24 protein-coding genes and 1 pseudogene are annotated in these 24,498 nt (G+C 69.0%); 10 read left to right on the plus strand and 15 right to left on the minus strand.

The genetic code is table 11. From position 1 onward, the window contains the following. Nucleotides 1–282 precede the first annotated feature (282 nt). Nucleotides 283–657 (minus strand): VOC family protein, encoded by a 375-nt coding sequence (locus ACIA47_RS14775; RefSeq protein ID WP_396708161.1) that lies wholly within the window; start codon nt 655–657, stop codon nt 283–285. Nucleotides 658–771: 114 nt separating this feature from the next. On the opposite strand from ACIA47_RS14775, the gene ACIA47_RS14780 reads away from it, so the two are divergent. The 3 genes from ACIA47_RS14780 to ACIA47_RS14790 are packed head-to-tail and all read left to right on the plus strand — an operon-like array spanning nt 772 to nt 2,023. Continuing rightward, nucleotides 772–1,230, plus strand: coding sequence for an SRPBCC domain-containing protein (locus tag ACIA47_RS14780; protein WP_203123916.1), 459 nt, complete (start codon nt 772–774; stop codon nt 1,228–1,230). Further along, complete coding sequence (locus ACIA47_RS14785; RefSeq protein ID WP_396708163.1) at nt 1,227–1,577, plus strand: ArsR/SmtB family transcription factor; 351 nt, start codon at nt 1,227–1,229, stop codon at nt 1,575–1,577. The genes ACIA47_RS14780 and ACIA47_RS14785 overlap by 4 nt, the downstream gene beginning before the upstream one ends. A gap of 2 nt (nt 1,578–1,579) precedes the next feature. Further along, nucleotides 1,580–2,023, plus strand: a complete 444-nt coding sequence (locus ACIA47_RS14790) for an SRPBCC domain-containing protein (RefSeq protein ID WP_396708165.1) — start codon at nt 1,580–1,582, stop codon at nt 2,021–2,023. Here ACIA47_RS14790 and ACIA47_RS14795 read toward each other — a convergent pair. The 5 genes and pseudogenes from ACIA47_RS14795 to ACIA47_RS14815 form a co-directional block, all read right to left on the minus strand. After that, a complete protein-coding gene (locus ACIA47_RS14795) occupies nt 2,007–3,284 on the minus strand; it encodes an MFS transporter (RefSeq protein ID WP_396708167.1) in 1,278 nt (425 codons plus the stop codon). The two genes, ACIA47_RS14790 and ACIA47_RS14795, sit on opposite strands and share 17 nt — an antisense overlap. An 81-nt stretch (nt 3,285–3,365) precedes the next feature. Beyond that, nucleotides 3,366–3,566, minus strand: a complete 201-nt coding sequence (locus ACIA47_RS14800; protein ID WP_396708169.1) for a hypothetical protein — start codon at nt 3,564–3,566, stop codon at nt 3,366–3,368. A gap of 98 nt (nt 3,567–3,664) precedes the next feature. Further along, nucleotides 3,665–4,396 carry a class I SAM-dependent methyltransferase gene (locus ACIA47_RS14805; protein WP_203123933.1) on the minus strand — a complete coding sequence of 244 codons (732 nt, stop codon included), beginning with the start codon at nt 4,394–4,396 and terminating at the stop codon, nt 3,665–3,667. A gap of 223 nt (nt 4,397–4,619) precedes the next feature. Further along, nucleotides 4,620–4,982, minus strand: coding sequence for a PH domain-containing protein (locus tag ACIA47_RS14810; RefSeq protein WP_030337500.1), 363 nt, complete (start codon nt 4,980–4,982; stop codon nt 4,620–4,622). A gap of 285 nt (nt 4,983–5,267) precedes the next feature. Beyond that, nucleotides 5,268–5,780, minus strand: a pseudogene (locus ACIA47_RS14815) (LysR substrate-binding domain-containing protein); the annotation flags it as partial. On the opposite strand from ACIA47_RS14815, the gene ACIA47_RS14820 reads away from it, so the two are divergent. Further along, a complete protein-coding gene (locus ACIA47_RS14820) occupies nt 5,750–5,944 on the plus strand; it encodes a hypothetical protein (RefSeq protein WP_396708171.1) in 195 nt (64 codons plus the stop codon). The pseudogene ACIA47_RS14815 and the gene ACIA47_RS14820 overlap by 31 nt on opposite strands. Before the next feature lie 78 nt (nt 5,945–6,022). Here ACIA47_RS14820 and ACIA47_RS14825 read toward each other — a convergent pair whose 3' ends face one another. Then, complete coding sequence (locus tag ACIA47_RS14825) at nt 6,023–6,346, minus strand: hypothetical protein (protein ID WP_203123941.1); 324 nt, start codon at nt 6,344–6,346, stop codon at nt 6,023–6,025. Nucleotides 6,347–6,473: 127 nt separating this feature from the next. Next, entirely contained in the window at nt 6,474–6,782 is a 309-nt protein-coding gene (locus ACIA47_RS14830) for a 4a-hydroxytetrahydrobiopterin dehydratase (RefSeq protein ID WP_112675736.1), read from the minus strand. A gap of 183 nt (nt 6,783–6,965) precedes the next feature. On the opposite strand from ACIA47_RS14830, the gene ACIA47_RS14835 reads away from it, so the two are divergent. Next, nucleotides 6,966–7,409: a (deoxy)nucleoside triphosphate pyrophosphohydrolase gene (locus tag ACIA47_RS14835; protein WP_396708174.1), complete on the plus strand. Its 444-nt coding sequence runs from the start codon at nt 6,966–6,968 to the stop codon at nt 7,407–7,409. Nucleotides 7,410–7,548: 139 nt separating this feature from the next. On the opposite strand, the gene ACIA47_RS14840 is transcribed toward ACIA47_RS14835, so the two are convergent. From ACIA47_RS14840 to ACIA47_RS14865, 6 genes are all read right to left on the minus strand, one after another. Further along, complete coding sequence (locus ACIA47_RS14840; RefSeq protein WP_196919680.1) at nt 7,549–8,613, minus strand: succinate dehydrogenase/fumarate reductase iron-sulfur subunit; 1,065 nt, start codon at nt 8,611–8,613, stop codon at nt 7,549–7,551. After that, nucleotides 8,610–10,538 carry a fumarate reductase/succinate dehydrogenase flavoprotein subunit gene (locus ACIA47_RS14845; protein ID WP_396708176.1) on the minus strand — a complete coding sequence of 643 codons (1,929 nt, stop codon included), beginning with the start codon at nt 10,536–10,538 and terminating at the stop codon, nt 8,610–8,612. The genes ACIA47_RS14840 and ACIA47_RS14845 overlap by 4 nt, the downstream gene beginning before the upstream one ends. 12 nt (nt 10,539–10,550) lie before the next feature. Next, complete coding sequence (locus tag ACIA47_RS14850) at nt 10,551–11,357, minus strand: hypothetical protein (RefSeq protein ID WP_091406234.1); 807 nt, start codon at nt 11,355–11,357, stop codon at nt 10,551–10,553. Nucleotides 11,358–11,602: 245 nt separating this feature from the next. Further along, nucleotides 11,603–13,009, minus strand: coding sequence for a TldD/PmbA family protein (locus ACIA47_RS14855; RefSeq protein WP_396708179.1), 1,407 nt, complete (start codon nt 13,007–13,009; stop codon nt 11,603–11,605). Further along, entirely contained in the window at nt 13,006–14,442 is a 1,437-nt protein-coding gene (locus ACIA47_RS14860; RefSeq protein WP_396708181.1) for a TldD/PmbA family protein, read from the minus strand. Before ACIA47_RS14860 ends, ACIA47_RS14855 begins: the two co-directional genes overlap by 4 nt. A gap of 32 nt (nt 14,443–14,474) precedes the next feature. Then, nucleotides 14,475–15,026, minus strand: a complete 552-nt coding sequence (locus tag ACIA47_RS14865) for a Uma2 family endonuclease (RefSeq protein ID WP_396708183.1) — start codon at nt 15,024–15,026, stop codon at nt 14,475–14,477. Between the two features lie 511 nt (nt 15,027–15,537). Here ACIA47_RS14865 and ACIA47_RS14870 point away from each other — a divergent pair. The 5 genes from ACIA47_RS14870 (at nt 15,538) to ACIA47_RS14890 (ending at nt 21,603) form a co-directional block, all read left to right on the plus strand. Next, the gene (locus ACIA47_RS14870; RefSeq protein ID WP_396708247.1) at nt 15,538–16,593 is read left to right on the plus strand and encodes an ABC transporter ATP-binding protein; all 1,056 of its coding nucleotides are present in this window, start codon (nt 15,538–15,540) and stop codon (nt 16,591–16,593) included. A 55-nt stretch (nt 16,594–16,648) separates the two neighbouring features. After that, a complete protein-coding gene (locus tag ACIA47_RS14875; protein WP_203121282.1) occupies nt 16,649–17,701 on the plus strand; it encodes a dipeptide ABC transporter ATP-binding protein in 1,053 nt (350 codons plus the stop codon). After that, the gene (locus ACIA47_RS14880; protein WP_396708185.1) at nt 17,698–18,705 is read left to right on the plus strand and encodes an ABC transporter permease; all 1,008 of its coding nucleotides are present in this window, start codon (nt 17,698–17,700) and stop codon (nt 18,703–18,705) included. The genes ACIA47_RS14875 and ACIA47_RS14880 overlap by 4 nt, the downstream gene beginning before the upstream one ends. Before the next feature lie 11 nt (nt 18,706–18,716). After that, nucleotides 18,717–19,703, plus strand: coding sequence for an ABC transporter permease (locus ACIA47_RS14885; protein ID WP_112604983.1), 987 nt, complete (start codon nt 18,717–18,719; stop codon nt 19,701–19,703). A gap of 157 nt (nt 19,704–19,860) precedes the next feature. Continuing rightward, entirely contained in the window at nt 19,861–21,603 is a 1,743-nt protein-coding gene (locus ACIA47_RS14890) for an ABC transporter substrate-binding protein (protein WP_396708188.1), read from the plus strand. Nucleotides 21,604–21,928: 325 nt separating this feature from the next. Here the strand turns inward: ACIA47_RS14890 and ACIA47_RS14895 are convergent, their stop codons facing one another. Further along, nucleotides 21,929–24,427, minus strand: a complete 2,499-nt coding sequence (locus ACIA47_RS14895; protein ID WP_396708190.1) for a hypothetical protein — start codon at nt 24,425–24,427, stop codon at nt 21,929–21,931. Nucleotides 24,428–24,498 lie beyond the last annotated feature (71 nt).

Genomic DNA, 24,498 nt, shown 5'->3' on the forward strand with positions numbered 1-24,498 from the left:
AGCCGCCGATGCCTGCCGGCAGCGCGGGGTTGGCGACGCCGAGGATGGCGGTGCCACGCGGGATGCTGCCGTAGATGTAGGCGCTGTGCAGCCGACCACCGTCGAACGACTCGGCTATCCGGGCGCGGGCCGCGTCGACAACGCCGGCGAACGCGGCCGGGACCCGGCTCAGTGCACCCTCGCGCGCGATCCATCCCTCGACGTCCAGTCCTGTTCCGGCCATGGCGACACTCTGCCGGAGCTGGCGAGGACGTTCAGCCCCGCCCGGGCGACCTCGGCGTCCTACTGCTCGGCCCAGGCGCCCAGCTCGTTGCCACTGGGGTCGGTGAAGTGGAACCGCCGGCCACCGGGAAACTCGTACGGCCCGTTCACCACCTGGCCGCCGGCCTCTTTCACGGCCTGCACGGACCGGTCCAGGTCGGTGGAGTAGAGCAGCACGAGTGGGCCGCCCGCCCGCACTTCCCCGTCCAGACGGAGACCGCCCACCTCGGGCGCGGGGTCGCCGTGTGGGCTGCGGATGCCGGCGTACTCCGGCCCGTAGTCGTTGAACTGCCAACCGAACGCGTCGGCGTAGAAGCGCTTGGCCACGGCGAGGTCGGTCACCGTGAGCTCGATGTAGTCGATGGCGTGGTGTCGGTGTGGCGATGTCTCAGACATACGCCGATCGTGCACCAGGGGTACGACGGGATCGCGACATGCAACGAAAGGTTGCGCAATGGCCGCCGGCTGTCGTAGGTTGAGTGCAACCAAAGGTTGCGAAAGGTTGTGCGCATGGAACAGGGAACGATCGAACGCGACATCCACGTCAACGCGTCCCCCGAGGTCGTCTTCGAGGTGGTCAGCCAACCCGAGCACATGCGGGAGTGGTGGCCCGACGACGCGCGGTTCGAGTCGGTCGCCGGCGCGCCCGGCGAGCTGGTGTGGCGCGACGCCGACACCGGCGAGACCAAGACCGTCGCGCTCGCCGTCGTCGAGGTCGACCCGCCGAAGCGGTTCTCCTTTCGGTGGTGCTTCACCGAGCCGGACCGGAGCGGGCAGGCACTGTTCGTCACCTTCGACCTGCTGCCCAGCGGCGCCGGGACGCTGATCCGGATGACCGAGACCGGCTTCCGCGAGCTGGGTTGGGAGGTCGCCGTCCTGGAGGAGCAGTACCGCGACCACGAGAACGGCTGGGACCACTACATGCCCCGCCTGGGCGCGTACGTCGCCCGGCTGGTCGCGACACCGTGAACGCTGTGGTCGACGACGAGTTGTGGTCGGCGATCGGCGACCCGATTCGGCGTACGATGATCGATCTTCTTCTCTCTGACGGGCCGGGCACTGCCACCTCGCTGAGCAGGCGACTACCCGTAACCCGCCAGGCCGTCTCGAAGCACCTGGCGGTCCTGGACCGGGTTGGGCTGATTCACGCCGAGCCGGCCGGTCGCGAGCGTCATTACCAGGTGGACGAGGCGCAACTCGCCCGCGCGGTCGCCCAGCTGTCGGCGGTCGGCTCCACCTGGGACGCCCGACTCCGCCGGATCAAGCGGATCGCCGAGGCGATCGAACGCAACCGCCACAACAACGAAGGAGGATGACAATGGTCGACATCTTGCACCGGGTTGGCGTGGTCGCTCCGCTCGACGACGTCTATCGAGCGGTGGCAACTCCAGAAGGGCTCGCAGGCTGGTGGACCACCGACACGGTGGGCAAGAGCGAGGTCGGTGGACAGTTGGCCTTCCGGTTCGGCGATGCCGGCGGCTTCGACATGGAGGTCCTGGAGCTGAACCCCGCCGGGCGGGTGCGGTGGCGCGTCGTCGACGGCCCCGAGGAGTGGGTCGGCACCGAGGTCGACTGGCGTCTCGACCAGCGCGGCGAGTACACGATCGTCCAGTTCGCGCACCAGGGCTGGCGCGAGCCGGTCGAATTCATGCACCACTGCAGCACCAAGTGGGCCCTGTTCCTGATGAGCCTCAAGGAGCTGGTCGAGACCGGGCGCGGCCGGCCGGCCCCGGACGACGTCCGGATCAGCGACTGGCACTGACCTCGGTGACGGGTGCATCGCCGGGGGGTCCCGCGCTTCGCCGCGCGAGCGCGAACCCTCCGGCGACCAGGCCGAGCGCCGCAATCGCCACCGCACAGAGCAGCAGCGTCGGGCGTGCGCCGATGGCGCTCACCAGCGGCCCGCCCAGCATGGTGCCCAGGGGCACCGCCAGCACGAGGATGGCGCCGTTCGCGGCGAGCACCGTCGGAAGCTGCGCGGTCGACGTACTGCGCTGGAACAGCGCCATCGACGTGGACCGGTACGGTGCCCAGATCACGCCCGCGAGCGCGAAGGCCGGCAGCGACAGGCTGACCGGTGCGCCCAGGCCGAGGGGCAGCATGGTCACCCCGAACCCGATGACGATGCCGATGGTGGTGGCCCGCAGCGGCCAGTCGCGAAGGTGACCGGCGACCACACCCCCGACCAGGCCACCGAGACCGAAGGCGGTGTAGTAGACGCCGAGCAGCGTCGCGGAGCCGTGCAGGTCGTCGGTGATGTGGATGGGCATCGACACGTACACCGGTCCGAAGAGGAAGAAGAACCCGAAGCTCAACACCAGCAGGCCCAGCAGGGTGGGGTCGTGGCGGATGACAGCGAACCCGGCCGTCCGCGAGGCGCCGCGCTCGGACCGGTGGACGCCGCCGGCGACGGGAAGGGCGAAGCGGTACGTGAGGGCCAGCGCGGCGAAGGTGACGGCGTCGACAGCGATGACCCACACCGGGCTCGCCCAGCCGATCAGGATGCCCGCCAGCGGTGGGCCGACGATGGTGGCGAATGCGGCGATGGTGGTGAGCAGCGCGTTCGCCGGCAGGTGGTGCTGTGGCGGCAGCAGCTCGGCGATCAGGGTGGAGCGCCCGGCGGCACCCCACGAGTGCAGTAACGCCGAGGCGGCGAGCAGGAAGACGTACAGCCAGATGGTGAGCACACCGGTGAGGTGCGCGAGGGGGATCGCCGCGAGCGCGCCGGCCCGCAGGATGGCGTCCCACCCGGCGAGTTGGGCACCGCTACGCCCACGTAGCAGCCGGCCGAAGATGACAGTCCCGGCTGCGCTGGGCAGTGTGTACGCCGCCATGGCCAGCGCGATCCAGGTGCCCCGTTGATCGTGCGGGGCGAGTTGGATGGCGAGCCAGGTCACCGCGACCACCGCCAGGCCGTCGCCCAACGCGGAGACGGCCAGCCCAGGTAGGACCCGTCGGAGCTGAGGGTGACTGACCACCGGCCAGTACGGCGAGGAGCGCGGGAATCGGAATGCGTCCGGCATGCTGTCAGCTCACCCGGCGTGGGACCCGCGGATCAACACCTACTGCCACCAGCAGAATCAGCCGAGGGCGGAAGGCTCGAACTACCGGTCCGGGCGGTCGTTTTCGCGGGCAGCGCCGAAGGACGAGCCGATGCTCGCCACGATCGAACCCACCGAGGCGAGCGACACCGCCACAGTGCCGGCCGTGTCGGCCCCGCCGTCCCCGGTCACCCTGAGGATGATGCCGCTGACCATCAGGACGACCGACAGCGCCAGGACTACATGGATGGCTCGTCTACTCATGGCGGCATCCCACTTTCGCGTGGCGGGAGATCGACTCGGGTTCCTTCTAGTCGGGGCGATGACACCTTGGCTTTCCGGAACCCGAGCCGATCAAACCGTTACTCCGCCCGGTAGACGGAGATGTGCGACGGGCTGTCGGCCTGGAACGGTCGCCGGTGCCAGTCGGCGTACCGCTCGGTGAGCCGGAGCCCGGCCTGCTGCGCCATCTCATCGATCTGGTGCGGCCAGGCGTATCGCATGGCGAACGGCTTCAGGTGCACACCGTCCGCGTCGAACGTGATCGTCTGCCGGATGAACCGCTGCGCCGGCCGGTCGTACCGGTGCAGTCGGATCGTCGCGGAGTCCTCGGTCACGGCACGTACCTGCACCTGCTCGTCCGAGTCGAAGCTGCGCGGGTCGGGCACGAACGTCTCGATGACGAACGCGCCGCCGGGCGACAGCACCCGGGCGACGTTGCGGAAGCAGTCCGCCTGCCGCTCGGCGTCCACCAGGTTGAACAGGGTGTTGTAGACCAGGTACGCGAGCCGGAACTCACCGGCCACCGGCACGTCCGCCATGTCGGCGACGACCACCGGGATCTGGTCGCCGCCGGGTTTCGCCCGCAGTTGCGCGAGCATCTCCTCGGACGCCTCGACGCCGTGCACGGCGAGGCCACGTTCGGCCAGCGGCAGCGCGACCCGCCCGGTGCCGATCGCCAGTTCGAGAACCGGACCCCCGTCGGCCAGCCCCGCCAGGAAGTCAACGGCGGGGGCCGGGTCGGGGTTGCCTGGGCTGTCGTAGTCGGAGGCCCAGAGCCGGCCGAAGAGGCCGGGATCGTCGAAGACCGACATCAGCGGCCTCCGGGGTTGGTGTCAGTGGCGCCCAGCAGCGCCAGGGGAACAGTCCTGCTCACGAAGTCTCGATTCCTCGGGTCGGATGACGGTTGGTTCGGCGGACTTCGTTGTGTTGGGCATTGTGGCTGCTCCCTTCGCGCGGCTGTCGACAGAGGACACCAGAGACGTCGCGGGCCCGGCAAGGCAATTACGCCAGCCGGGCCCACGACGGGACGTGCGGTCAGGAGATGTGGTGCAGGATCACGTTGTGCACGTGGTGGCTCTTCTGCGCGCCACGGAACTCCACCTCGTACGTGTGCGTGCCGACGTGGATGGCGATGGCACCGGTGGAGAAGAACGAACCACCCCACGACTTGTTGCTGACCACGCTCACGCTGGTGATCTTCGAGTACGGGATGCTGGTGATCGCAAACCGCTTCCCGACGAAGGACCGGTCCTGGATGATCACGCGGCGGTCGGTCAGCCCGATGAACCCGGTGCCGGTGCCGACGGCGTCGTAGACGGCGATGATCTGCTCGCCTTCGAGGAGGCCACTCTCGATCTGCTGGACCTGCTCCTTGCGGTCGTACGCGATGTTCGCCATGTGCTCCAGGCTAGAAAACCGCTGCCAGCGTGCCCGCCCGGGCGATGACCACGAACTCGCCGTCGCCGTGGCCGACGGGCTCGCCGTGCCAGCCCCCGTAGACGCGGTCCATCCCCGTCGTCGAAGTGGTAGTGGTGGGTGAAGTCGACCACTCCGTCGCACTCCGCGTCGTACACCTGGACCAGCCGGTGGTGGCGGAACTCCGCGTGCCTCATCGGGGTTCGCGTCGGTCGCGGCGCGTACGAACTCGCGTACCCGGGTGGTGGTGTTGCTGGCCAGCCAGACCGGGCCACGTTCGATCGGTGGCGCGTCGTGGATGGGCACGTACGCCACGTCGGGGCGCGGGTAGTAGCGCCGCGTGTGCTCGCCCACCGGTAGGACTCCCCGGCCCAGCGCGACCAGGGACAGCATCTCGGAAAAGGTGTTCCCGGCGGGCCCCTTCGGCACCGCCAGGCCGGACGGGGTGCGCTCCGGTGTGCGGTCGCGCTTGAACTCCACCGAGGTCACGGTCGGGTACTGCACCACCGGGTGGTCGGCGAGCACCTCCAACGACACCGACCGCTCCCGGGTGAGCGGGTGACCCGCCGCCACCGCCAGCACCCGGTCCTCGGAGAGCAGCGCCGGGCCGGTGGCCATCCCGTCGAACGGGTACGAGGCGATCAACACGTCGGTCGAGCCGTCGAGCAGCCCCGATCGGGTGGTGGACAACTGCGCCTCGTGCACCTCCACCCGACAGTCGGGGTGCCGTTCACCGAAGATGCGCGAACGTGGACCACTTCTGCCTGGTGGTGGCACCACTGGACTGGGCGCAGGTGATCGAGTCGGGGGTCTTCACGGTGCTGACCGGGCCGGTCAGCCGGTTCGGCGCCCGCGGTTCGGCGACCTCGATCTACGTACGGGACCCGGACGGCAACTCGGTGGAGCTGCGCTGGTACCCGCAGGACGCCAAAGCCGAGCGGTGAGCCCGAGTTGTCCGGCGACATGCGGAAGCCCCGCGTCTCCCCATCGAAAGTGGGCAGTCGCGGGGCTCCGGCGGTACGTCAGTGGTCGCTGCGCGGGTCGTGGTCCGTGCTGCGGCTGCCGGCCTTGGCCAGACCCCGGCTCACCAGGTAGCCGATGGTGAGCAGAGTGATGAACCACCATGCCTTGTCGGCGGCGAAGTAGTCGCCACCGTCGTTCGCGGCACCGTCGCCCACAGCGTTCGAGGCGATCAGCACACCGATGACGGCGAGCACGTAGATCGCCAGCTCGCTGGTCTTCCAGGACGGCTTCGTCTCGTCGCCGCGACGGTTGGCGCGGCGGACGTCGTGCTGACCGGCGTGCTCGACGTGGTCGTTGGCGCGGTTCTGCGTGGGGGTGGTCATTTCAGCTCCTGAAAGGCACTGTTTGGGAAGTCCGGTCCGTTCCGAGGGCCTTGTCAACTCTCGTACCGAACTGGTACCCGAGCGCCTTTCAGGAAAACCTCAGGTCTCCAAAGAATTAAACGAACACTTAGGACTCGGTGACCGCCCGGTACGCGTCCTCGATGCGGGCGGCCAGCAGCACCTCGCCCTCGGTCAGCGGCTCGCCGCTGCCGTGCCCGACCCGGATCTGGGTGCTGTCGGCCCGGCGGCTGATCTCGGGCCGCAGATGCAGCGCATCCGCGACGACCTTGACCCGTTCAGTTAGTGCGGCGTGTTGGGTATCGTCGATCACGAGCGTCCGTCGGATCTGCTCGCCCTCGCGCGTCCAACCAGATAGCAAGGTCAACGCGTCGGAAAGGTAGTCGTGCTTGGCCCTGCTGTTGAACAGCACGCGCATCACCGCACCCCCCAAGCGCCGTTGCCGGCTTGTGGCCAAATCGTCGCCATCCCGTGTCTTGTCGGTGTCTCCTAGTCTCTCGCTGCTCGGAAGGGGTGTCCACGCCCACACTTCCGTGTCTTGTTGGCCTAGCGGACGGCTACGGTACCCAAACCGCCGATTGATCTGGCACCCTGGACGCCCGTGCGGACCGAACGGGCGAATGACGGCGGGCAGGCCGAACGACGGGACCTGAAGGTGATCGTCGGTGCGGCGATCATCCGGGATGGGCGGGTGCTCGCCTGTGCGCGTTCCGCCCCACCCGAGGTAGCGGGCATGTGGGAGTTTCCGGGCGGAAAGGTCGAGCCGGGGGAGGCCGAGACCGACGCGTTGATCCGGGAGTGCGCCGAGGAGTTGGCCGTACGCGTCGAGATCGGCGCCCGGGTCGGCCGCAACGTACGGATGGCGCACGGCCGCTCGGTGCTCAAGGTGTACGCGGCCCGCCTGCTCGGCGGCGACCAGCCCCAGGCGCTGGAGCACGAGGCGCTCCGCTGGCTCACCGCCGACGAACTGGACTCGATCACCTGGCTCCCCGCCGACGCCCCCATCGTGGCCGCTCTCCGCCCCCTCCTCCTCAGTTCGCGTTGATCATGAGTTATCGCCACCGCAGACGGCGTGTCGTGGCAATAACTTCATGATCGGCGGGGGGGTGGGGGCGCGCGGTGGGGGGTGGGAAGTGGGACGGGGGCCGTGGCAACTGCCACGACCCCCGTTGTTGTTCAGGTGGTCAGTGCTTGTTGTCCTGCTCCGGGTGAGCGAAGTTGAGGTGCTCCGGAGGCAGCGGGAAGGTCACGTCGTCGCCGAACGGCGACGGCGCGGCGGCCCGGTCGAAGGTGAGCTCGGTCAGCGGCAGCTTGCCCCGGTCGTCGACCGCCGGAGCGGTCGGGTGGGGCACCTCCCGGTGCCAGTTGACGCCGCTCTGCGCCTGCGCCTCAGCCCGCGAGTCGTGGGAGCCACCCGCGTGCGAGTGCACCCCACCCCGGGCGGAGCCCGGCGTCGCCGAGCCCTGACGGGCGGTGGTCACGCTGGTCTGGGGCGTCTCGCCCCGACGGAAGATCTTGCTACCAAGCCACACAAGGGGATCGTACCTGCGGTCGACGACCCGTTCCTTCATGGGGATGATCCCGTTGTCAGTGATCTTGATGTGCTCGGGGCAGACCTCGGTGCAGCACTTGGTGATGTTGCAGAATCCGAGGCCCTGTTCGGCCTGCGCGTACTCCTTGCGGTCGGTCCGGGCGTCCAGCGGGTGCATGTCCAACTCGGCCGCCCGGATGAAGTACCGCGGGCCGGAGAACGCCTGCTTGTTCTCCTCGTGATCGCGGATCACGTGGCAGACGGTCTGGCACAGGAAGCACTCGATGCACTTGCGGAACTCCTGCGAGCGCTCGACGTCGACCTGCTGCATCCGGTAGTCACCCGGGGCCACGTCCGCCGGAGGGGCGAACGCCGGGGTCTCCCGTGCCTTCTCGTAGTTGAACGAGACGTCGGTGACCAGGTCCCGGATGACCGGGAAGGTGCGCAGCGGGGTGACAGTGACGGTCTCGTCGTCGCCGAAGGTCGACATCCGCGTCATGCAACCCAGCCGCGGCTTGCCGTTGATCTCCATGGAGCAGGAGCCGCACTTGCCGGCCTTGCAGTTCCACCGGCAGGCCAGATCGGGCGCGTCGGTGGCCTGCAGGCGGTGGATGACATCGAGGACGACCTCGCCCTCGTTCACCTCCACCATGTAGTCCTGGAGGTCACCGCCGCTCTCGTCGCCCCGCCAGATCCGGAACTGACGCTTCCCGCTCATCGGTTGTCCGCCTCTCCAGCGTCGGCAACGAGGGCGTCGAAGTCGGCGAGCTCCTCGTCGGTGAGGTACTTGGCCAGCTCGGCCCGGTCGAAGAGGCCGATCAGCTCCGGCCGCATCTTCGGCAACGGCTTGCGGGTCAGCTGCACGATGTCACCGTCCAGCGCGCAGACCAGGTTGACCTGCCGCCACTTCGGCTCCATCGCCGGGTAGTCCTCCCGGGTGTGCCCACCGCGCGACTCCTGCCGCTCCAGCGCCGCCTTCGCGGTGCACTCGGAAACCACCAGCATGTTGCGCAGGTCCAGGGCCAGGTGCCAGCCCGGGTTGTAGCGTCGGCCGCCGGCCGCGCTCACCTTGGCCACCCGCTCACGCAGCTCGGCGAGCCGGACCAGCGCGTCGGCCAGCTCACCCTCGCGGCGGATGATGCCCACCAGGTCACCCATGACCACCTGGAGGTCCTGCTGAAGGGTGTACGGGTTCTCGCCGGTGTCCCGTTGCAGCGGCGCGAGGGCGGTCTCCACGGCCGCCTCGACCTCGTGCACGGCCACCTTCGGCCGGGCGGTCAGCCCGTCGGCGTAGCTGGCCGCGTGCCCGCCCGCCCGCTTGCCGAAGACCAGCAGGTCGGACAGGGAGTTACCACCGAGTCGGTTGGAGCCGTGCATGCCACCGGAGACCTCACCGGCGGCGAACAGCCCGCGTACGTGGCCGAAGGCGGCACCCGAATCCGGGTCCACCTCGACACCGCCCATCACGTAGTGACAGGTCGGGCCGACCTCCATCGGCTCGGCCGTGATGTCGACGTCGGCCAACTCCTTGAACTGGTGGTACATCGACGGCAGCCGGCGGCGGATCTCGTCGGCCGAACGGCGGCTCGCGATGTCCAGGAAGACACCACCGGCGGGGGAGCCCCGGCCGGCCTTGACCTCGCTGTTGATGGCGCGGGCCACCTCGTCGCGGGGCAGCAGCTCCGGTGGACGCCGGTTGTTGTCCGGGTCGGTGTACCAGCGGTCCGCCTCCTCCTCGGTCTCCGCGTACTGCTTGCGGAAGACGTCGGGAACGTAGTCGAACATGAACCGCTTGCCGTCGGAGTTCTTCAGGACGCCGCCGTCACCACGCACCGACTCGGTGACCAGGATGCCCTTCACCGAGGGCGGCCAGACCATGCCGGTCGGGTGGAACTGGAGGAACTCCATGTTGATCAGCGTCGCCCCGGCCCGCAGCGCCAGCGCGTGCCCGTCCCCGGTGTACTCCCAGGAGTTCGAGGTGACCTTGTAGGAGCGCCCGACGCCGCCGGTGGCCAGCACGACCGCCGGCGCCTCGAAGAGGATGAACTCGCCCGACTCGCGGTAGTAGCCGAACGCGCCGGCCACCCGGTCACCGTCGAGCAGCAGCTCGGTGATGGTCGTCTCGGAGAACACCCTGATCCGGGCGTCGTACGAGCCGAACTCCCGCTGGTCCTCCTGCTGGAGCGACACGATCTTCTGCTGGAGGGTGCGGATCAGCTCCAGGCCGGTCCGGTCGCCCACGTGCGCCAGGCGCGGGTACTCGTGGCCACCGAAGTTGCGCTGCGAGATCTTGCCGTCCTTGGTGCGGTCGAAGAGCGCACCGTACGTCTCCAGCTCCCAGATCCGCTGCGGCGACTCCTTCGCGTGCAGCTCGGCCATCCGGAAGTTGTTGAGGAACTTGCCGCCGCGCATGGTGTCCCGGAAGTGCACCTGCCAGTTGTCCCGGCTGTTCACATTGCCCATCGCGGCGGCCGCGCCGCCCTCGGCCATCACCGTGTGCGCCTTGCCGAACAGCGACTTGGAGATGATCGCGGTCTTCTTGCCGGCCAGCCGGGCCTCGATCGCCGCGCGCAGACCGGCGCCGCCGGCCCCGATGACGACGACGTCGTAGTGGTGTCGTTCGATGCGAGTGGTTGTGGTCATGTCAGGGGCCCTTTAGTTGATGAACCGCAGGTCGGAGAACCAGCCAGCCGCGAGCGCCATGATGTAGAAGTCGGCCAGCGCCAGGGTGCCGAGGGTGATCCAGGCGAGCTGCATGTGCCGGACGTTCAACGCCGAGACGAAGGTCCAGGCCTTGTACCGCACCGGGTGCTTGGAGAAGTGCTTGAGCCGGCCGCCGATGATGTGCCGGCAGGAGTGGCAGGAGATTGTGTACGCCCAGAGCATCACCACGTTGAGCACCAGGATGATGTTGCCCAGCCCGAAGCCGAAGCCCTTGGGCGAGTGGAAGGCGAGGATCGCGTCCCAGGTGTTGATCAGCGAGATGATCGCGGCGGCGTAGAAGAAGTAGCGGTGCAGGTTCTGCCCGAGCAGCGGGAAACGGGTCTCACCGCCGTACTCCTTGTGCCCGTCCGGGACAGCGCAGGCCGGCGGCGACAGCCAGAACGACCGGTAGTACGCCTTGCGGTAGTAGTAGCAGGTGAGCCGGAACAGCAGCAGGAACGGCAGGGTCAGCGCGGCGTCCGGGATGATCCACCAGCCGGGCAGGAACCGACCGAAGTGCGAGGCTGCCTCGACACACCGGTCGGTCACGCACGGGGAGTAGAACGGCGTCAGGTAGTGGTACGCGTCCACCCAGTAGTTGTCATGCTGGAAGACCCGGACGGTCGCGTACGCGACCCAGGCGCTGAGCCCGATCACGGTGATCAGGGGGGCGAACCACCATCGGTCGGTACGCAACGTCTTCGCCGCGATGGCGGCGCGCGCCCGCGCCCCCCTCGGCCTCGTTGCCGTTGAAGTCATTCGAGTCGTCTCCTCGACGGGCCCGTACGGGCGGGCTGGTCTCTCTCCGGTCGGCACGCGGACCGGCGAACCCGCACCCGCTGCCACGTCATGCGCACACCAACGACCACGCCGGATCGACCGACGCAGCTAAGTGACACACGTTACGCCGATCTCTGCGGGCCGTCCGCGCAAGGGAGTGTCCCGTGTGTCTGGCCTGCGGAAATGCCTCCGACACGCCGTTTTGTCGCCCGTCGGGGAGAACGTCAGCCGGAGGCGCCTCCGGTGAAGTGCCAGGACGCCAGCCGCAGCGAGGGCGCCGCCCACCAGGCACCGTCCACCCGCTCCGGTTGGCGTACCGCCCGCGCCCCCAGCCCGAGCACCGCCCCCGGCCCGAGTGCCCGCGGGTACGACTCGGTGAACCGCAGGTCACGGACCGCCCGGACGACAGTGCCGTTCTCGATCAGCCAGACGCCGTTGCGGGTCAACCCGGTGACGACGAGGCTCTTCGGGTCGAGCACCCGCGTGTACCAGAGGTCGGTGACCAGCAGCCCTCGGCGTACGTCGGCCACCAACGCGGCGGTGTCCGCGTCGACGACCGCCCCGGCCGCCGCGCCGGTGGTGCTCCGGCCCACCGCACTCGCCGGACCCGCCACCGCGCCGGTCAGCCGCAGGTTACGGGGCATCGGGCCCCAGGTGGCACCCCCCGCGACCGCGTGCCCGGTGGACTCCGCGCCCGCCTCGGCGGCGGTTCGGCGATCGTGCGCCACCGCCCGGGTGGTGCCCGCCTCGACCAGCGTCAGCGCCCGTCGGCCGGTGCCCTCCGCGTCGAACGGCAACCCGGACCCGCCCAGCGGGTCGTCCACCAGTGTCACCGCCCTGTCGAACTGGGCCGCGCCCGGCTCGGCGAACGACTGCCGCTCGGCGTAGCGCTTGCCGTTGAAGCCGTAGAACGACAGATTCTGCAGCAGGTCCGCCACGGCGGCCGGCTCGAACACCACCTCGTAGTGCCCCGGCGGAAGCTCGACCGGGTCGGCAGCCGCCTGCGCCTTCGCGGCCGCCTGCGCGCCCAACTCGGCGCCGTCGAGGTCGGACAGCCGATCGGCGCTGCGCCGGGCCACCCCGTCCGCGCCATCGCGGCGGGCAATGCCGTCCATCGCCGCCTCCACCGAGCGGCCGTACGCCGAGTGCCCGGCCGAGTTGGCGAACGCCGACGAGCGGTGCGCGGTGCGGCAGTAACCGGCGGTGCTGAGACCCCCGGCGGCGGCCACGAACGCCCCCACCCGGTCGGCCCGCTGATCCGGCTCGGCGTGCGCGGTGGCCTCGTCGACGGGCGGGGCGTCCGGCGTGGGCATGGGCGGGGTCAGCCCCGGCCAACCCGGGTCGGGCGGGCAGAGCCGCGCCGCGGCCAGGGTGCGCTCCACCAGGGCGGACAACCCGTCGGCGGTGGCCACGCTGCCGCCACCGGCAGCCGTCCGACCGTCGACGTGCACCCGCAGCCGGACCCCGACAGTGGACTCGGAGACGTTCTGGTGGATGCCCGAGTTGGCGAACCGGGTCAACGCCAGGTCCGCCCGTGTCACCACCGCCTCGGCCTGCGTGGCCGGCCCGCCAAGACGCCGAACCAGCTCCACGACCTGCCCCGCCAGCTCCAACTCCGTCTGCCCACTCATGCCGAGACCCCCACCCGGACGTTGCGGAACCGGGCCGGCGCGGCCGGGTGGCCGGTGTGCCCGACCTGGCCGGGTTGGCCCTTGCCGCAGTTGGGCGTCCCCCAGGAGACCGTCTCGCTGGAGAGCATGTCCATCGAACGCCAGAACAGCGGGCCGATTCCGGTGTACGTGGGGTTGCGCAGCATCCGCCCCCGCCGCCCCTTCTTGATCTCCCAGCCGACCTCACAGCCGAACTGGAAGTTGAGCCGCTTGTCGTCGATTGACCAGGACCGGTTGAGGTCCATCAACACGCCGTCGTCGGTGGCCGCGACGATCTCGTCCAGCGTGTGTGGGCCGGGCTCCAGGCCGACGTTGGTCATCCGGACCATCGGCAGCCGGGCCCACCCGTCGGCGCGTACGCTGCCGCCGTAGTCCAGGCTTGCCATTGCGGCGGAATCCCGGCCGGCGAGCACACCCACCCAGCGACCGTCGCGGACCGCGTCCCGCTTGACCGCCGGGGAGCCCTCGTCGTCGAAACCGAAGCTGCCCAGCGCACCCGGGATCGTCGGGTCGATGGTGATGTTCATCAGCTCCGAGCCGTAGCGCAGCGAGCCGAGCTGAGCCAGGTCCAGCCAGGACGTGCCGGCGAACGCCGCCTCCCAGCCGAGGATCCGATCCAGTTCGATGGCGTGCCCGACCGACTCGTGGATCTGCAGGGCCAACTGCTCGCCGCCGAGGATCAGATCCGTCTCGCCGGCCGGGCAGAGCGGCGCGGTGAGCAGCGCCCGGGACTCCTCGGCGATCTGCGCGGCGTGCGCGGCCAGGTCCAACGACTCGACCAGCTCCCACCCGGTGGTGCCGTACTGGCCGCGGTAGCTCGGCCAGGAGCGGCGCTGCGTCTCGCCGTCACCGATCGAGGTGGCCGAGATGCCACCACCGCACTCGCGGATCCGCTGGTCGATCCGGTGACCCTCGCTGGAGACGAACCACTTCGCGGTGTCCCAGATCTGGTACAGGCCCTCGGCCAGGTCCGCGCCGTGCTCGGCCATCGTGCGGGTCGCGTCGACAAGCAGATCGCCCTTGTTTGACAGGGGCACCCCGAGCGGGTCGATCTGGCAACCGGAGGCCCAGCTCGCGGTGACCGCCTGGACCGGCACCAGGTCGACCGGAGGGCCCGGCACCCGCGCGCTCGCCATGGCGGTCAGCGTCGCGCGCCGGCCGGCGTCGCGGGCGGCGGCGTCCGACAGATCGGGTACGGCGTGGAAGCCCCAACTCGCCCCGACCAGAGCCCGGACGCCCAGCCCGATGCTCTCGTCCTGGGTCAGCTCCTCCACGTCACCGTTGCGCGCGGTCATCGACTCGTAGCGGCGGTGCATCACCCGCGCGTCGGCGTACCGCGCCCCCGCGTCGAGGGCGGCCTGGACGGCGGCGCTGGCCGCGTCGAACTCGGTCATGGACCGACCCTAGGCCAACCGGCCGACACCCGTCAGGACACGAGAGCCTCCGGCCGGATGGTGGCCCGCACCGGCTCCGTCAGCTCCAACACCTCACCGGCCCTGGTCGTCGAGCGCTCAACGTAATGGGCACCCTGCCGCTGATGAAGATGAATGGTCAGGGTCTCCTGCTCGACGAGTAGGTACCACTCGATCCCGGCCTCGGCGTACAGGTGCGGCTTCAGCACTCGATCGATGACGGCGGTATGCGGTGCGGTGACCTCGCCGACCAACAGGACAGCGTCCGCCGGCACGCACGCCGCTGTAAGGTCCAGCTCGGTTGTCACCACCAGGTCGGGGTTGAGGATCCGGGTGGTGTTCAGCCGCAGGTTGATCACCGGCAGCAGGGTGCAATCCGCCGCTACGCGGCCTGGTTCCAACGCGGTGGCCAGGCCACCGAGGATCACCTGGTGTCGGACGGGCGGCGATGCTCCGATGAGCAGGCCGCCGTCGAGGAGTTCGATCCGCTGGGTCGTCTCGCCGAGGGCGAGGTAGTCCGACACGGTCCACGGCAGCGCATGGCCAACAATGCCGACGGGAATCATCCGTCCAGTGCAACTCAGTCTGGGGTGAGTCAGCAAGATCGCGCTCGATCGTAGATCTGTGCCGCTCGGCGGGTTGCAAGATCGCGCAACATCCTTGTTGTGGTGGTATCGACGTGTCGGTGATGCCCCTACATCCTGGTTCGAGCATGACCTTGACGGCGGCAGGCGCCCCAACCCCGCTCGCGATCGGCGGAGCGGAGTGTTCGTCCTCAAGACCCGCGCAGTTTCAGGGATGTTGCTGTCTCCCGAGTGTTGGAGGCAGCAACATCGGGCAAGTTGCGTAGATCTTGGCGCGGGGCGCGGGGCGCGGCCATGAATGGGCGTGGATGGCGAGGTGACGGGGGTGCGGGGCCGATGCGGACTCGTTACGCTCTGGCCCGCTGACACGTGCCGACTTTGTAGCTTATTTTCACCCTCGGGACTTTGCTGTAAGTTCTCTTCGTCACTGAGGGAGGTGGCCGTGGACAGCTCGGAACCCTCGCCGTCCGGGGACCCGGACGACCGTCCCGCCGTGCCGGCACAGCGCTCCGACCAGGACGCCTACCTGCGGGTGCGAGATCTTCGGGTCCGGTTCGACACCGAGGACGGCGTGGTGCGCGCGGTCGACGGGGTGTCGTTCGCCGTCGAGCGGGGCCGCACCCTCGGCATCGTGGGTGAGTCCGGCTCCGGCAAGAGCGTCACCTCGCTGGCGATTCTCGGCCTGCACGACCCGAAGCGGACCACCATCACCGGTGAGATCTCCGTGGGTGGCCGGCAGGTGGTCGGCCTCGCCGACGAGGAGGTACGCCGGCTGCGCGGCCGGGACATGGCGATGATCTTCCAGGATCCGCTGTCGGCGCTGCACCCGTACTACACGGTGGGCCGGCAGATCGCCGAGGCGTACCGGGTGCACCACCCGAAGGCCAACCGGCGCGAGGCCCGCCAGCGGGCGGTCGACATGTTGGACCGGGTCGGCATCCCGCAGCCGGCGCGCCGCTTCGACCAGTACCCGCACGAGTTCTCCGGAGGCATGCGCCAACGGGCGATGATCGCGATGTCGCTGGTCAACGACCCGGCGCTGCTGATCGCCGACGAGCCGACCACCGCGCTGGACGTCACCGTCCAGGCGCAGATCCTGGACCTGCTCGCCGACCTCCAGGCCGAGTTCCACTCCGCGATCATCCTGATCACCCACGACCTCGGCGTGGTCGGCCAGGTCGCCGACGACGTGCTGGTCATGTACGGCGGGCGGGCCGTCGAGCGGGGCAGCGTCGAGCAGGTGCTCCGGGCACCGCAGCATCCGTACACCTGGGGGTTGCTCTCCAGCGTGCCGTCACTGCACGGCGACGCGGACGCGGACCTGGTGCCCATCCCCGGCAACCCGCCCAGCCTGATCAACCTGCCGACGGGCTGCGCGTTCCACCCCCGCTGCCGGTACGCGGACCGCGCCGGCAGCCGCTCCCGTACCGAGGTGCCCGAGCTGCGCCCGGCCGGGGCCGATGGCCATCTGGTCGCCTGTCACCTCAGCGCCGAGGAGCGGGCCACGTTCTACGCCGAGGACATCGCACGAGTGGGGGTGGCTGTGTGAGGGCGAGGAACGCAGCGCAGCGGAGTACCGCAGTCCCGAACGGAGGACTGTGGAGATGACCGATGAGCCACTGCTGCGGGTCCGCGGCCTGAGCAAGCACTTCCCGGTACGCCAGGGGCTGCGCGCCACCGGTCTGGTGCGGGCGGTGGACGGGCTCGACTTCGACGTGCGCCCCGGCGAGACGCTCGGTCTGGTGGGGGAGTCGGGCTGCGGCAAGACCACCACCGGTCGGATGCTGGTGCGGCTGCTAGAACCGACGAGCGGCAGCATCGAGTTCGACGGGCGGGACATCACGCACGCCGGCCGCCGGGAGTTGCGCCCGCTGCGCCAGGAACTCCAGATCATCTTCCAGGACCCGTACGCCTCGCTGAACCCTCGGCACACGGTGGGCCGGATCGTGGCGATGCCGCTACAGGTGAACGGGATCAAGCCGCCGGGTGGGATCAAGGCCCGGGTGCAGGAGTTGCTGGAGCTGGTCGGGCTGAACCCGGAGCACTACAACCGGTACCCGCACGAGTTCTCCGGTGGTCAGCGCCAGCGCATCGGGATCGCCCGCGCGTTGGCCCTGCGGCCGAAGCTGATCGTCGCGGACGAGCCGGTGAGCGCGCTGGACGTCTCGATCCAGGCGCAGGTCGTCAACCTGCTGCGCGACCTGCAACGCGAGCTTGACCTGGCCTTCGTGTTCATCGCGCACGACCTGGCCGTGGTCCGGCACTTCTGCCAGCGGGTCGCGGTCATGTACCTGGGGCGGATCGTGGAGATCGGCGACCGGGCGGACATCTACGAGCGCCCGCAGCACCCGTACACCCGGGCGTTGCTCTCGGCGATCCCGGACGTCACCCAGCTCGGCCCGGCGGGTCGGATCCGGCTGACCGGTGACGTGCCCACCCCGCTGGACCCGCCGTCGGGCTGCCGGTTCCGTACCCGGTGCTGGAAGGCGCAGGACATCTGCGCCACCGAGGAGCCCGCGCTGGTCCCGCGCGACGGCGGCAACCAGGCCACCGCGTGTCACTTCCCCGAAGGGGATACGGCCAGCACGAGCCCAGGAAGTGGGGCGGCTGTCGAGGCCGGGACGACAGACGCGATCATCGAGGAGGTGCCGTCGTGAGCCTGTCCCCGGTGGAGGGTGTGGCGCTGGCCGAGATCGAGTCCGGCACGGACCCGGGCGGGCCCGCCGCGAAGGGCGTCGTCGGCCGTTCGCCCGGTCAGCTCGCCTGGCTGCGGCTGCGCCGCGAGCGGACCGCGATGGTCAGCGGCGTACTCCTGATCTTTTTCCTGCTGTTGGGGTTGGCCGCCCCGCTGATCGAGATGGTCTACGGGATCGGCCCGCGGGAGCAGTTCCAGAACATGCTGGACGGCTTCGGCATGCCGCTGGGGTACGCCGGCGGGGTCAGCGGCGAGCACTGGTTCGGTCTGGAGCCGGGGCTGGGCCGGGACATCTTCATCCGGCTGATCTACGGGCTGCGGACCTCGCTGTTCATCGCGTTCGCGGCGGCCCTGATCACCGCGACGATCGGGATCGTGCTGGGCGCGCTCGCCGGCTACCTCGGCGGCTGGCTCGACGCGGTGATCAACTGGATTACCGACCTGACCCTGGCCATGCCCTTCCTGATCATCGCGTTGGCGCTCACGCCCACCATCACCCTGCGCTTCTACGGTGAGCGGGGGCAGGTGTCGTCCGCCTTCGGGGTGGGCGTGCTGATCGCCGTCTTCGCCATCTTCGGCTGGACCAGCACGGCCCGGCTGGTGCGCGGGCAGGTGATCGCGCTGCGCGAGCGGGAGTTCGTGGAGGCGGCCCGGGCGAGCGGGGCCGGGCTGGGGCACATGCTCTTCCGGCAGTTGCTGCCGAACATCTGGGCGCCGATCCTGGTGTCGTTCTCCCTGGCGGTGCCGCAGTTCATCACGAGCGAGGCGGCGCTGTCGTTCATCGGCGTCGGCCTCAGCGACGAGACGCCGAGCTTCGGCCGAATGATCTACCGCAGTCTGGACTTCCTCCAGACCGACCCGGCGTACGTGTTCTTCCCGGGCATCACGATCTTCGCGCTGGTGTTCGCCTTCAACCTCTTCGGCGACGCGTTGCGGGACGCGCTCGACCCGAAGTCGTCCCGGTAGGGGTCAAAATCATGGCGCGATTTCTGCTCAAGCGACTCTTCTCCGCCACGCTGACCCTCTTCGCGGTGAGCGTGTTGACCTTCCTGATGTTCTTCGCCCTGCCGCGCGACCCGGTCAGCAGCATCTGCTCGAAGAACTGCAACCCGGAGCGGCTGGAGCGGGTCCGCGACGACCTGGGCCTGAACGACCCGCTGATCAGCCAGTACGCCGGCTACATGAAGGGCATCGTGACCGGTCGGGACCTGGGCAGCGCCCAGGGCGGCCGGTGCGACGCGCCCTGCCTGGGCTGGTCGTACGTCACCAACGAGGCGGTCTCGGACACCATCGCCCGGGTGCTGCCGGTGACGCTGAGCATCGTGATCCCGGCGGCCATCCTCTGGTTGCTGCTCGGCGTGGGGCTCGGCATGGTGTCCGCGCTGCGTCGGGGCACCTGGCTGGACCGGCTGGCCATCGGCTTCTCGCTGACCGGCGCGTCGTTGCAGCTGTACTTCGTGGGGGCGGTGCTGCTGCTGGTGTTCGTCTACAACCTGCGGCTGTTGCCGGTGCCCAGCTACACCTCGATCTTCGACAACCCGGCGAAGTGGGCCAGCGGGTTGGTGCTGGCCTGGGTGGCGCTGGCCTTCCTCTTCTCGGCCATCTACGCCCGGTTGTCGCGGGCGCAGATGTTGGAGACGCTGTCGGAGGACTTCGTCCGGACCGCGCGGGCCAAGGGCCTGGCCAAACCCACTGTGTACGGGCGACACGCGCTGCGCGCGGCGATCACTCCGGTGGTCACCATCGCCGGGCTGGACGTGGGCGGGGCGCTGGGTGGGACGGTGATCACCGAGACGACGTTCGGCATCCAGGGGTTGGGGCGTACGGCGGTGGACGCGGTGCGCTCGGGTGATCTGCCCACCATCATGGCCACAGTGCTGATCGCCGCGGTCTTCGTGGTGTTGGCGAACGTGCTGGTGGACCTGCTCTACGCGGCCATCGATCCCCGGGTGCGGCTGCGCTGACCTGTTCGATGACCAGCGCGTGACCGACGGCTGGGCTGTGGCGAAATTTATCGACAACTGTTACACAACTCGTAGGTTTTCTTCCTTACGATCCTCGGGACGTCGGCGGTTCTCGCCCCGACGAAATCGCACGGCACATGGGTGAAGGAGGTACTTCATGCGACCACGCGTGGCGGTTGCCGCAGGCGGCGCGATCGCTCTGGTTGTGGCATTGGGTGCGTGCTCGAAGAACACGGGCGAGGGCACCACTGTGGACACCGAACGGCAGCAGACCGGGGTCATCGCGACCGACCCCAAGGACTCGCAGGGGCCAGCGGCCGAGGTGAGCGGCGCCGCGAAGGGCGGCACCTTCACCATCATCCGGGAGTCGCCGATCTCACACCTCGACCCGCAGCGGACGTACTCGTTCGCCGGTCTGATGGCCAACCCGCTCTTCGCCCGCTACCTGACCACCTGGAAGGACGACGGCAAGGGCGGCCTGGTCCTGGTGGGCGACCTGGCCGAGACGCCGGGCAAGAACGTCAACAACGACTGCAAGGTCTGGGAATTCACCGTCAAGGACGGGGTGAAGTTCGAGGACGGCCGGCCGATCACCTCCAAGGAGATCGCGTACGGCATTGCCCGGTCCTTCGACCCGGACCTGTCCGGCGGCCCGACCTACATCCAGGAGTGGCTGGCCGACACCCCGCAGTTCGACACCAAGTGGGACTTCAAGAAGAACAAGACGTCGCTGCCGCCCGGCCTGAGCACGCCGGACGCCAAGACGCTGCGCTTCGAGTTCGCCAAGCCCCGCTGTGACCTGCCGTTCGCGGTCTCGCTGCCGACCACCGCGCCGCTGCCGGCCGACAAGGACACCGGCGTCGACCTGGACAAGCAGCCGTTCTCGTCCGGCCCGTACAAGGTCGCCAAGAACCAGGTCGGCGTGCAGATCACCCTGGACCGCAACCCCAACTGGGACCCGAACACCGACCCGGTCCGGCACCAGTACCCGGACCAGTTCGTCTGGAGCTTCGGCCCGACCGCGGACGCCGCCAACAACCGGGTGATCGCAGACAACGGCGCCGACCAGAGCGCGCTCGCCTTCAACACCGTGCCCGCCTCGCTGGTCGCCAAGGTGGCCGGGGACGCCACGCTCAAGTCGCGCAGCATCCTCTCCCCGACGCCGAGCGCCAACCAGTTGGTCATCAACAACCAGCGGGTCACCGACCTGAAGGTCCGTCAGGCGCTCAACTACGCCATCGACCGCGAGGGCTTCATCAAGGCGATGGGCGGGCAGACCGTCGCCGCGCCGCTGACCACGCTGATGCCGCCGGCCACCATCGGCTACAAGGCGTACGACGCGTACCCGGCGGGGGCCAACGGCAACCTCGACAAGGCCAAGGAGCTGCTCGGCGGGAAGACGCCGGAGCTGGTTCTCGGCGTCGCCGACAACTCCACCGAGCAGCAGCAGGGCGCCCAGCTCAAGGCCAACCTGGAGCGGGCCGGCTTCAAGATCACGCTGCGCAACATCTCCGACGACGCAAAGCTCGACGAGATCAAGAAGAAGGACAACCCCTGGGACCTGTACATCGGTAACTGGGCGGCGGACTGGCCGAGCGGGGCCTCGATCCTGCCGGTGCTCTACGACGGCCGCACCATCAAGGCCGAGGGGAACAGCAACCAGGCCTACTTCAACGACCCGGCGATCAACACCGAGATGGACCGCATCTCGGCGCTGCCCGCGGCCGAGCAGGGCCCGGAGTGGGCCAAGCTCGACGAGCGGATCATGAAGGAGCACGCGCCGGTGGTGCCGCTCTTCGTCGACGTGGCCTACAACGTGCACGGGTCCAAGGCGGGCGGGATCTTCATCTCCAGCGTCTTCGGCTACCCGTCGTTCGTGAACGCGCACGTCAAGCCATAAGGCACACCGCAGGCCAGAAGGGTCCCCTCCCGACAGCGTTGTCGGGAGGGGGCCCTTCTGGTCCTGCTGGACAGCCCACGGGGGCGGTTCCGGCAGCGCCCAATCACATACTCTGGACCTCTCGTTGGAGGCGAGGTCTGGTTCGTTGAGCTGTGCCCTTGCCTTGTTTCGGGCCGCGTTGGCGGCCAAGTGTGCAGGGTTAGTCCGATCTGCGCGGGGCGGACCGCCGACCGGTGATGATCTTTGTCATCTCAGCGGCAAGTGGGGTCGGCTCGGCGGAACGTGATGTAGAGCGCATTGCGACATGAATGGAAGCCCCTTTTATTTAGCTTCCGAGGCGATCCTCCGTCTCATCGTCATGGGGTGACCTGGGTGGCGTCAGCTCGGGGTGCTGACTGACGGCGCTGTTTTGCAGGTCGATCAGGGTGGATGCTGCTGCCGCGCGGCGTTCGGCGAACGCCTGAGGTTCCTTGGCTGCGAGTTCGTCGAAGTACCGCACGCCTTCAATGACAGCTGCCATGATCTGCTTCGACGATTCTCCGAGAGGGCGCGCTATAAATCCGAGGTTCCACAACGACGTGGCGAGGTCGGGAAGGTAGGCGTCGCGGTTGGTGGCTACCAGCTCTCGGCGCAGGTCGACGGCTTCCTGGCCGGTGGTCAGGGCTTCAGCCCGCCGTCCTGCCTCCGCCAAGCGGATGGCGTGGTTGCTTACTGAGGTGGCGAGGTTGGGAAGGTAGGCGTCGCGGTTGGTGGCTACCAGCTCTCGGCGCAGGTCGACGGCTTCCTGGCTGGTGGTTAGGGCTTCAGCCCGCCGTCCTGCCTCCGCCAACCGGATGGCGTGGTTGTTCACTGAGGTGGCGAGGTTGGGAAGGTAGGCGTCGCGGTTGGTGGCTACCAGCTCTCGGCGCAGGTCGACGGCTTCCTGGCTGGCGGTCAGGGCTTCAGCCCGCCGCCCCGCCTCCACCAACCGGATGGCATGGTTGTTCACTGAGGTGGCGAGGTTGGGAAGGTAGGCGTCGCGGTTGGTGGCTACCAGCTCTCGGCGCAGGTCGACGGCTTCCTGACTGGTGGTCAGGGCTTCAGCCCGCCGTCCTGCCTCCGCCAGCTGGTTGGCGTGGTTGTTCACTGAGGTGGCGAGGTTGGGAAGATGGGCGTCGCGATTAATGGCGGCCAGCTCCCGGTAGAGATCCACGGCTTCCTGGCTGGCGATCAGGGCTTCAGCCCGCCGCCCCGCCTCCACCAAGCGGATCGCGTGGTTGGTCAGTAGCCTCGCCCGGTCGATTAGTGTGGCCGTCGCAGTTGGAGCGCGCAGGGCGCGGGTGATTAACGTGAGCGCGATCCGGCCAAACTCGATCGAGGGGTACGGCACTCGTTGCGCCGTCCGCTGGGCCCAGTCCGGATCGAGGTTGGCCGTAGTTAGCAGAGATGTGATCCGGGGGGCGAGCGTTCCGGGAAACTGGAGGCCGACCTGGAGCACCGCCTCGGTCATCACCTGAATGTCGGCGGCGAGCGCCACGTCGATCATCTCCGCGGCGTCAGGCTGATGGGTGCGCGCGCGGCTCAGGACCGTCAGCGCCCGCACCGCCTGACTGGGAGCCAAGTCTTGCAGAATCGTGATTCGGTCGTCGGGGGCGCGTTCATGCATTACCGCGACCGCGAGGTTCTCGGCGAGCAGGTCCGGCTGCAACATTCCCAAGCCACTACCGGCTTCAGCTACGGGGTACAGGCCATACAACCAGCTCACGTACCCGTCCACCACCTCGGGCGGCGCACCGCTCAGGCCCGGCACCCGGCGGACGAGATCCGACGCCTGCCCACGATCGTCGGCACCCAAGAGTGCCGCAACACCGACCAGCTGCCGCAACAGCCCGTCAGCGGCTGGTTCGCCCACGCGAAGTAGGCCGTCGCGGCGAGCCTGGTGCCGCCAGTACCGGGCCTCATGTCCCAACACCTCGGCCAATACGTCGTACCGGCCATCACCGCGTGGACCGCCGAGTACCGCTAGCAACGCCTGCGCGTGTAACCGCAGCATCGGAACATCCGAGCTCACTTCGCCCACCGCGAGCTCGTCCGGGAGGCGGCGATGCAGCCTCGCGGCGAACGCGATCGCGGCTTCGGTCGCAATCTGCTGCGGCGTGTGGTCCTCGACTCGGGCGGGCACCTCCAACACATTCCCTGGCACGGTCAACGCATCCACCAGATGCGCCTGCGCCGGATACGCCGCCGACAGCGAGGACCACCACAAACCCGCCGACCGCGCCAACAACAACACCCGTACTCCGCCGACCCGCTGCGCCACACACAACAGATGTGCCAGCGCCTCCGGATCGCGGGTTTCGGCGTAGTCCACAGTCAGCAACAACTTGCGCGACCGCTCACTGGCATCAAGCTCCCCGGCCATTGTCGCCTCGCCACCCGGAGCCACCGGCCACCACACCCACCCGGACAAGCGGCCTGCGAAATGCCGAGCCAGCCGGGTCTTGCCCACTCCCCCCGCACCCACCAACAGACGCACCACTGCTGCATCCTGGTCCGCACACCACCTGTCCAACCCAGCCAGCAACCACCCGCGGCCGACAAACCCAACTACCTCCGCCTGCGGATGCAACAGCCACGCCACCGACTGCGGCAACTCCGCCACCAACGCTCCGGCCACCACTCGGCCCCGTTGCTCGCGCCGCTCCCGCGCCATACGTCCGCGATCGGCCAGCGTCGGTGCGAATGCCCCCACCACCGCCGTGACTGCGCCCGCGACTACCGCCCACCCCACCTTGTCGTCCGCCACAAGCGCCCACACCGCCACCATCGCGACCGTCGTTGGCACTAGCAGCACCAACCAGCGGCGCCGCACCCACCTCAACCCGCTACGCAGCACACCCGCACGATACTGAAAGC

Source organism: Micromonospora sp. NPDC051227 (assembly GCF_044455385.1).
GTDB lineage: Bacteria > Actinomycetota > Actinomycetes > Mycobacteriales > Micromonosporaceae > Micromonospora.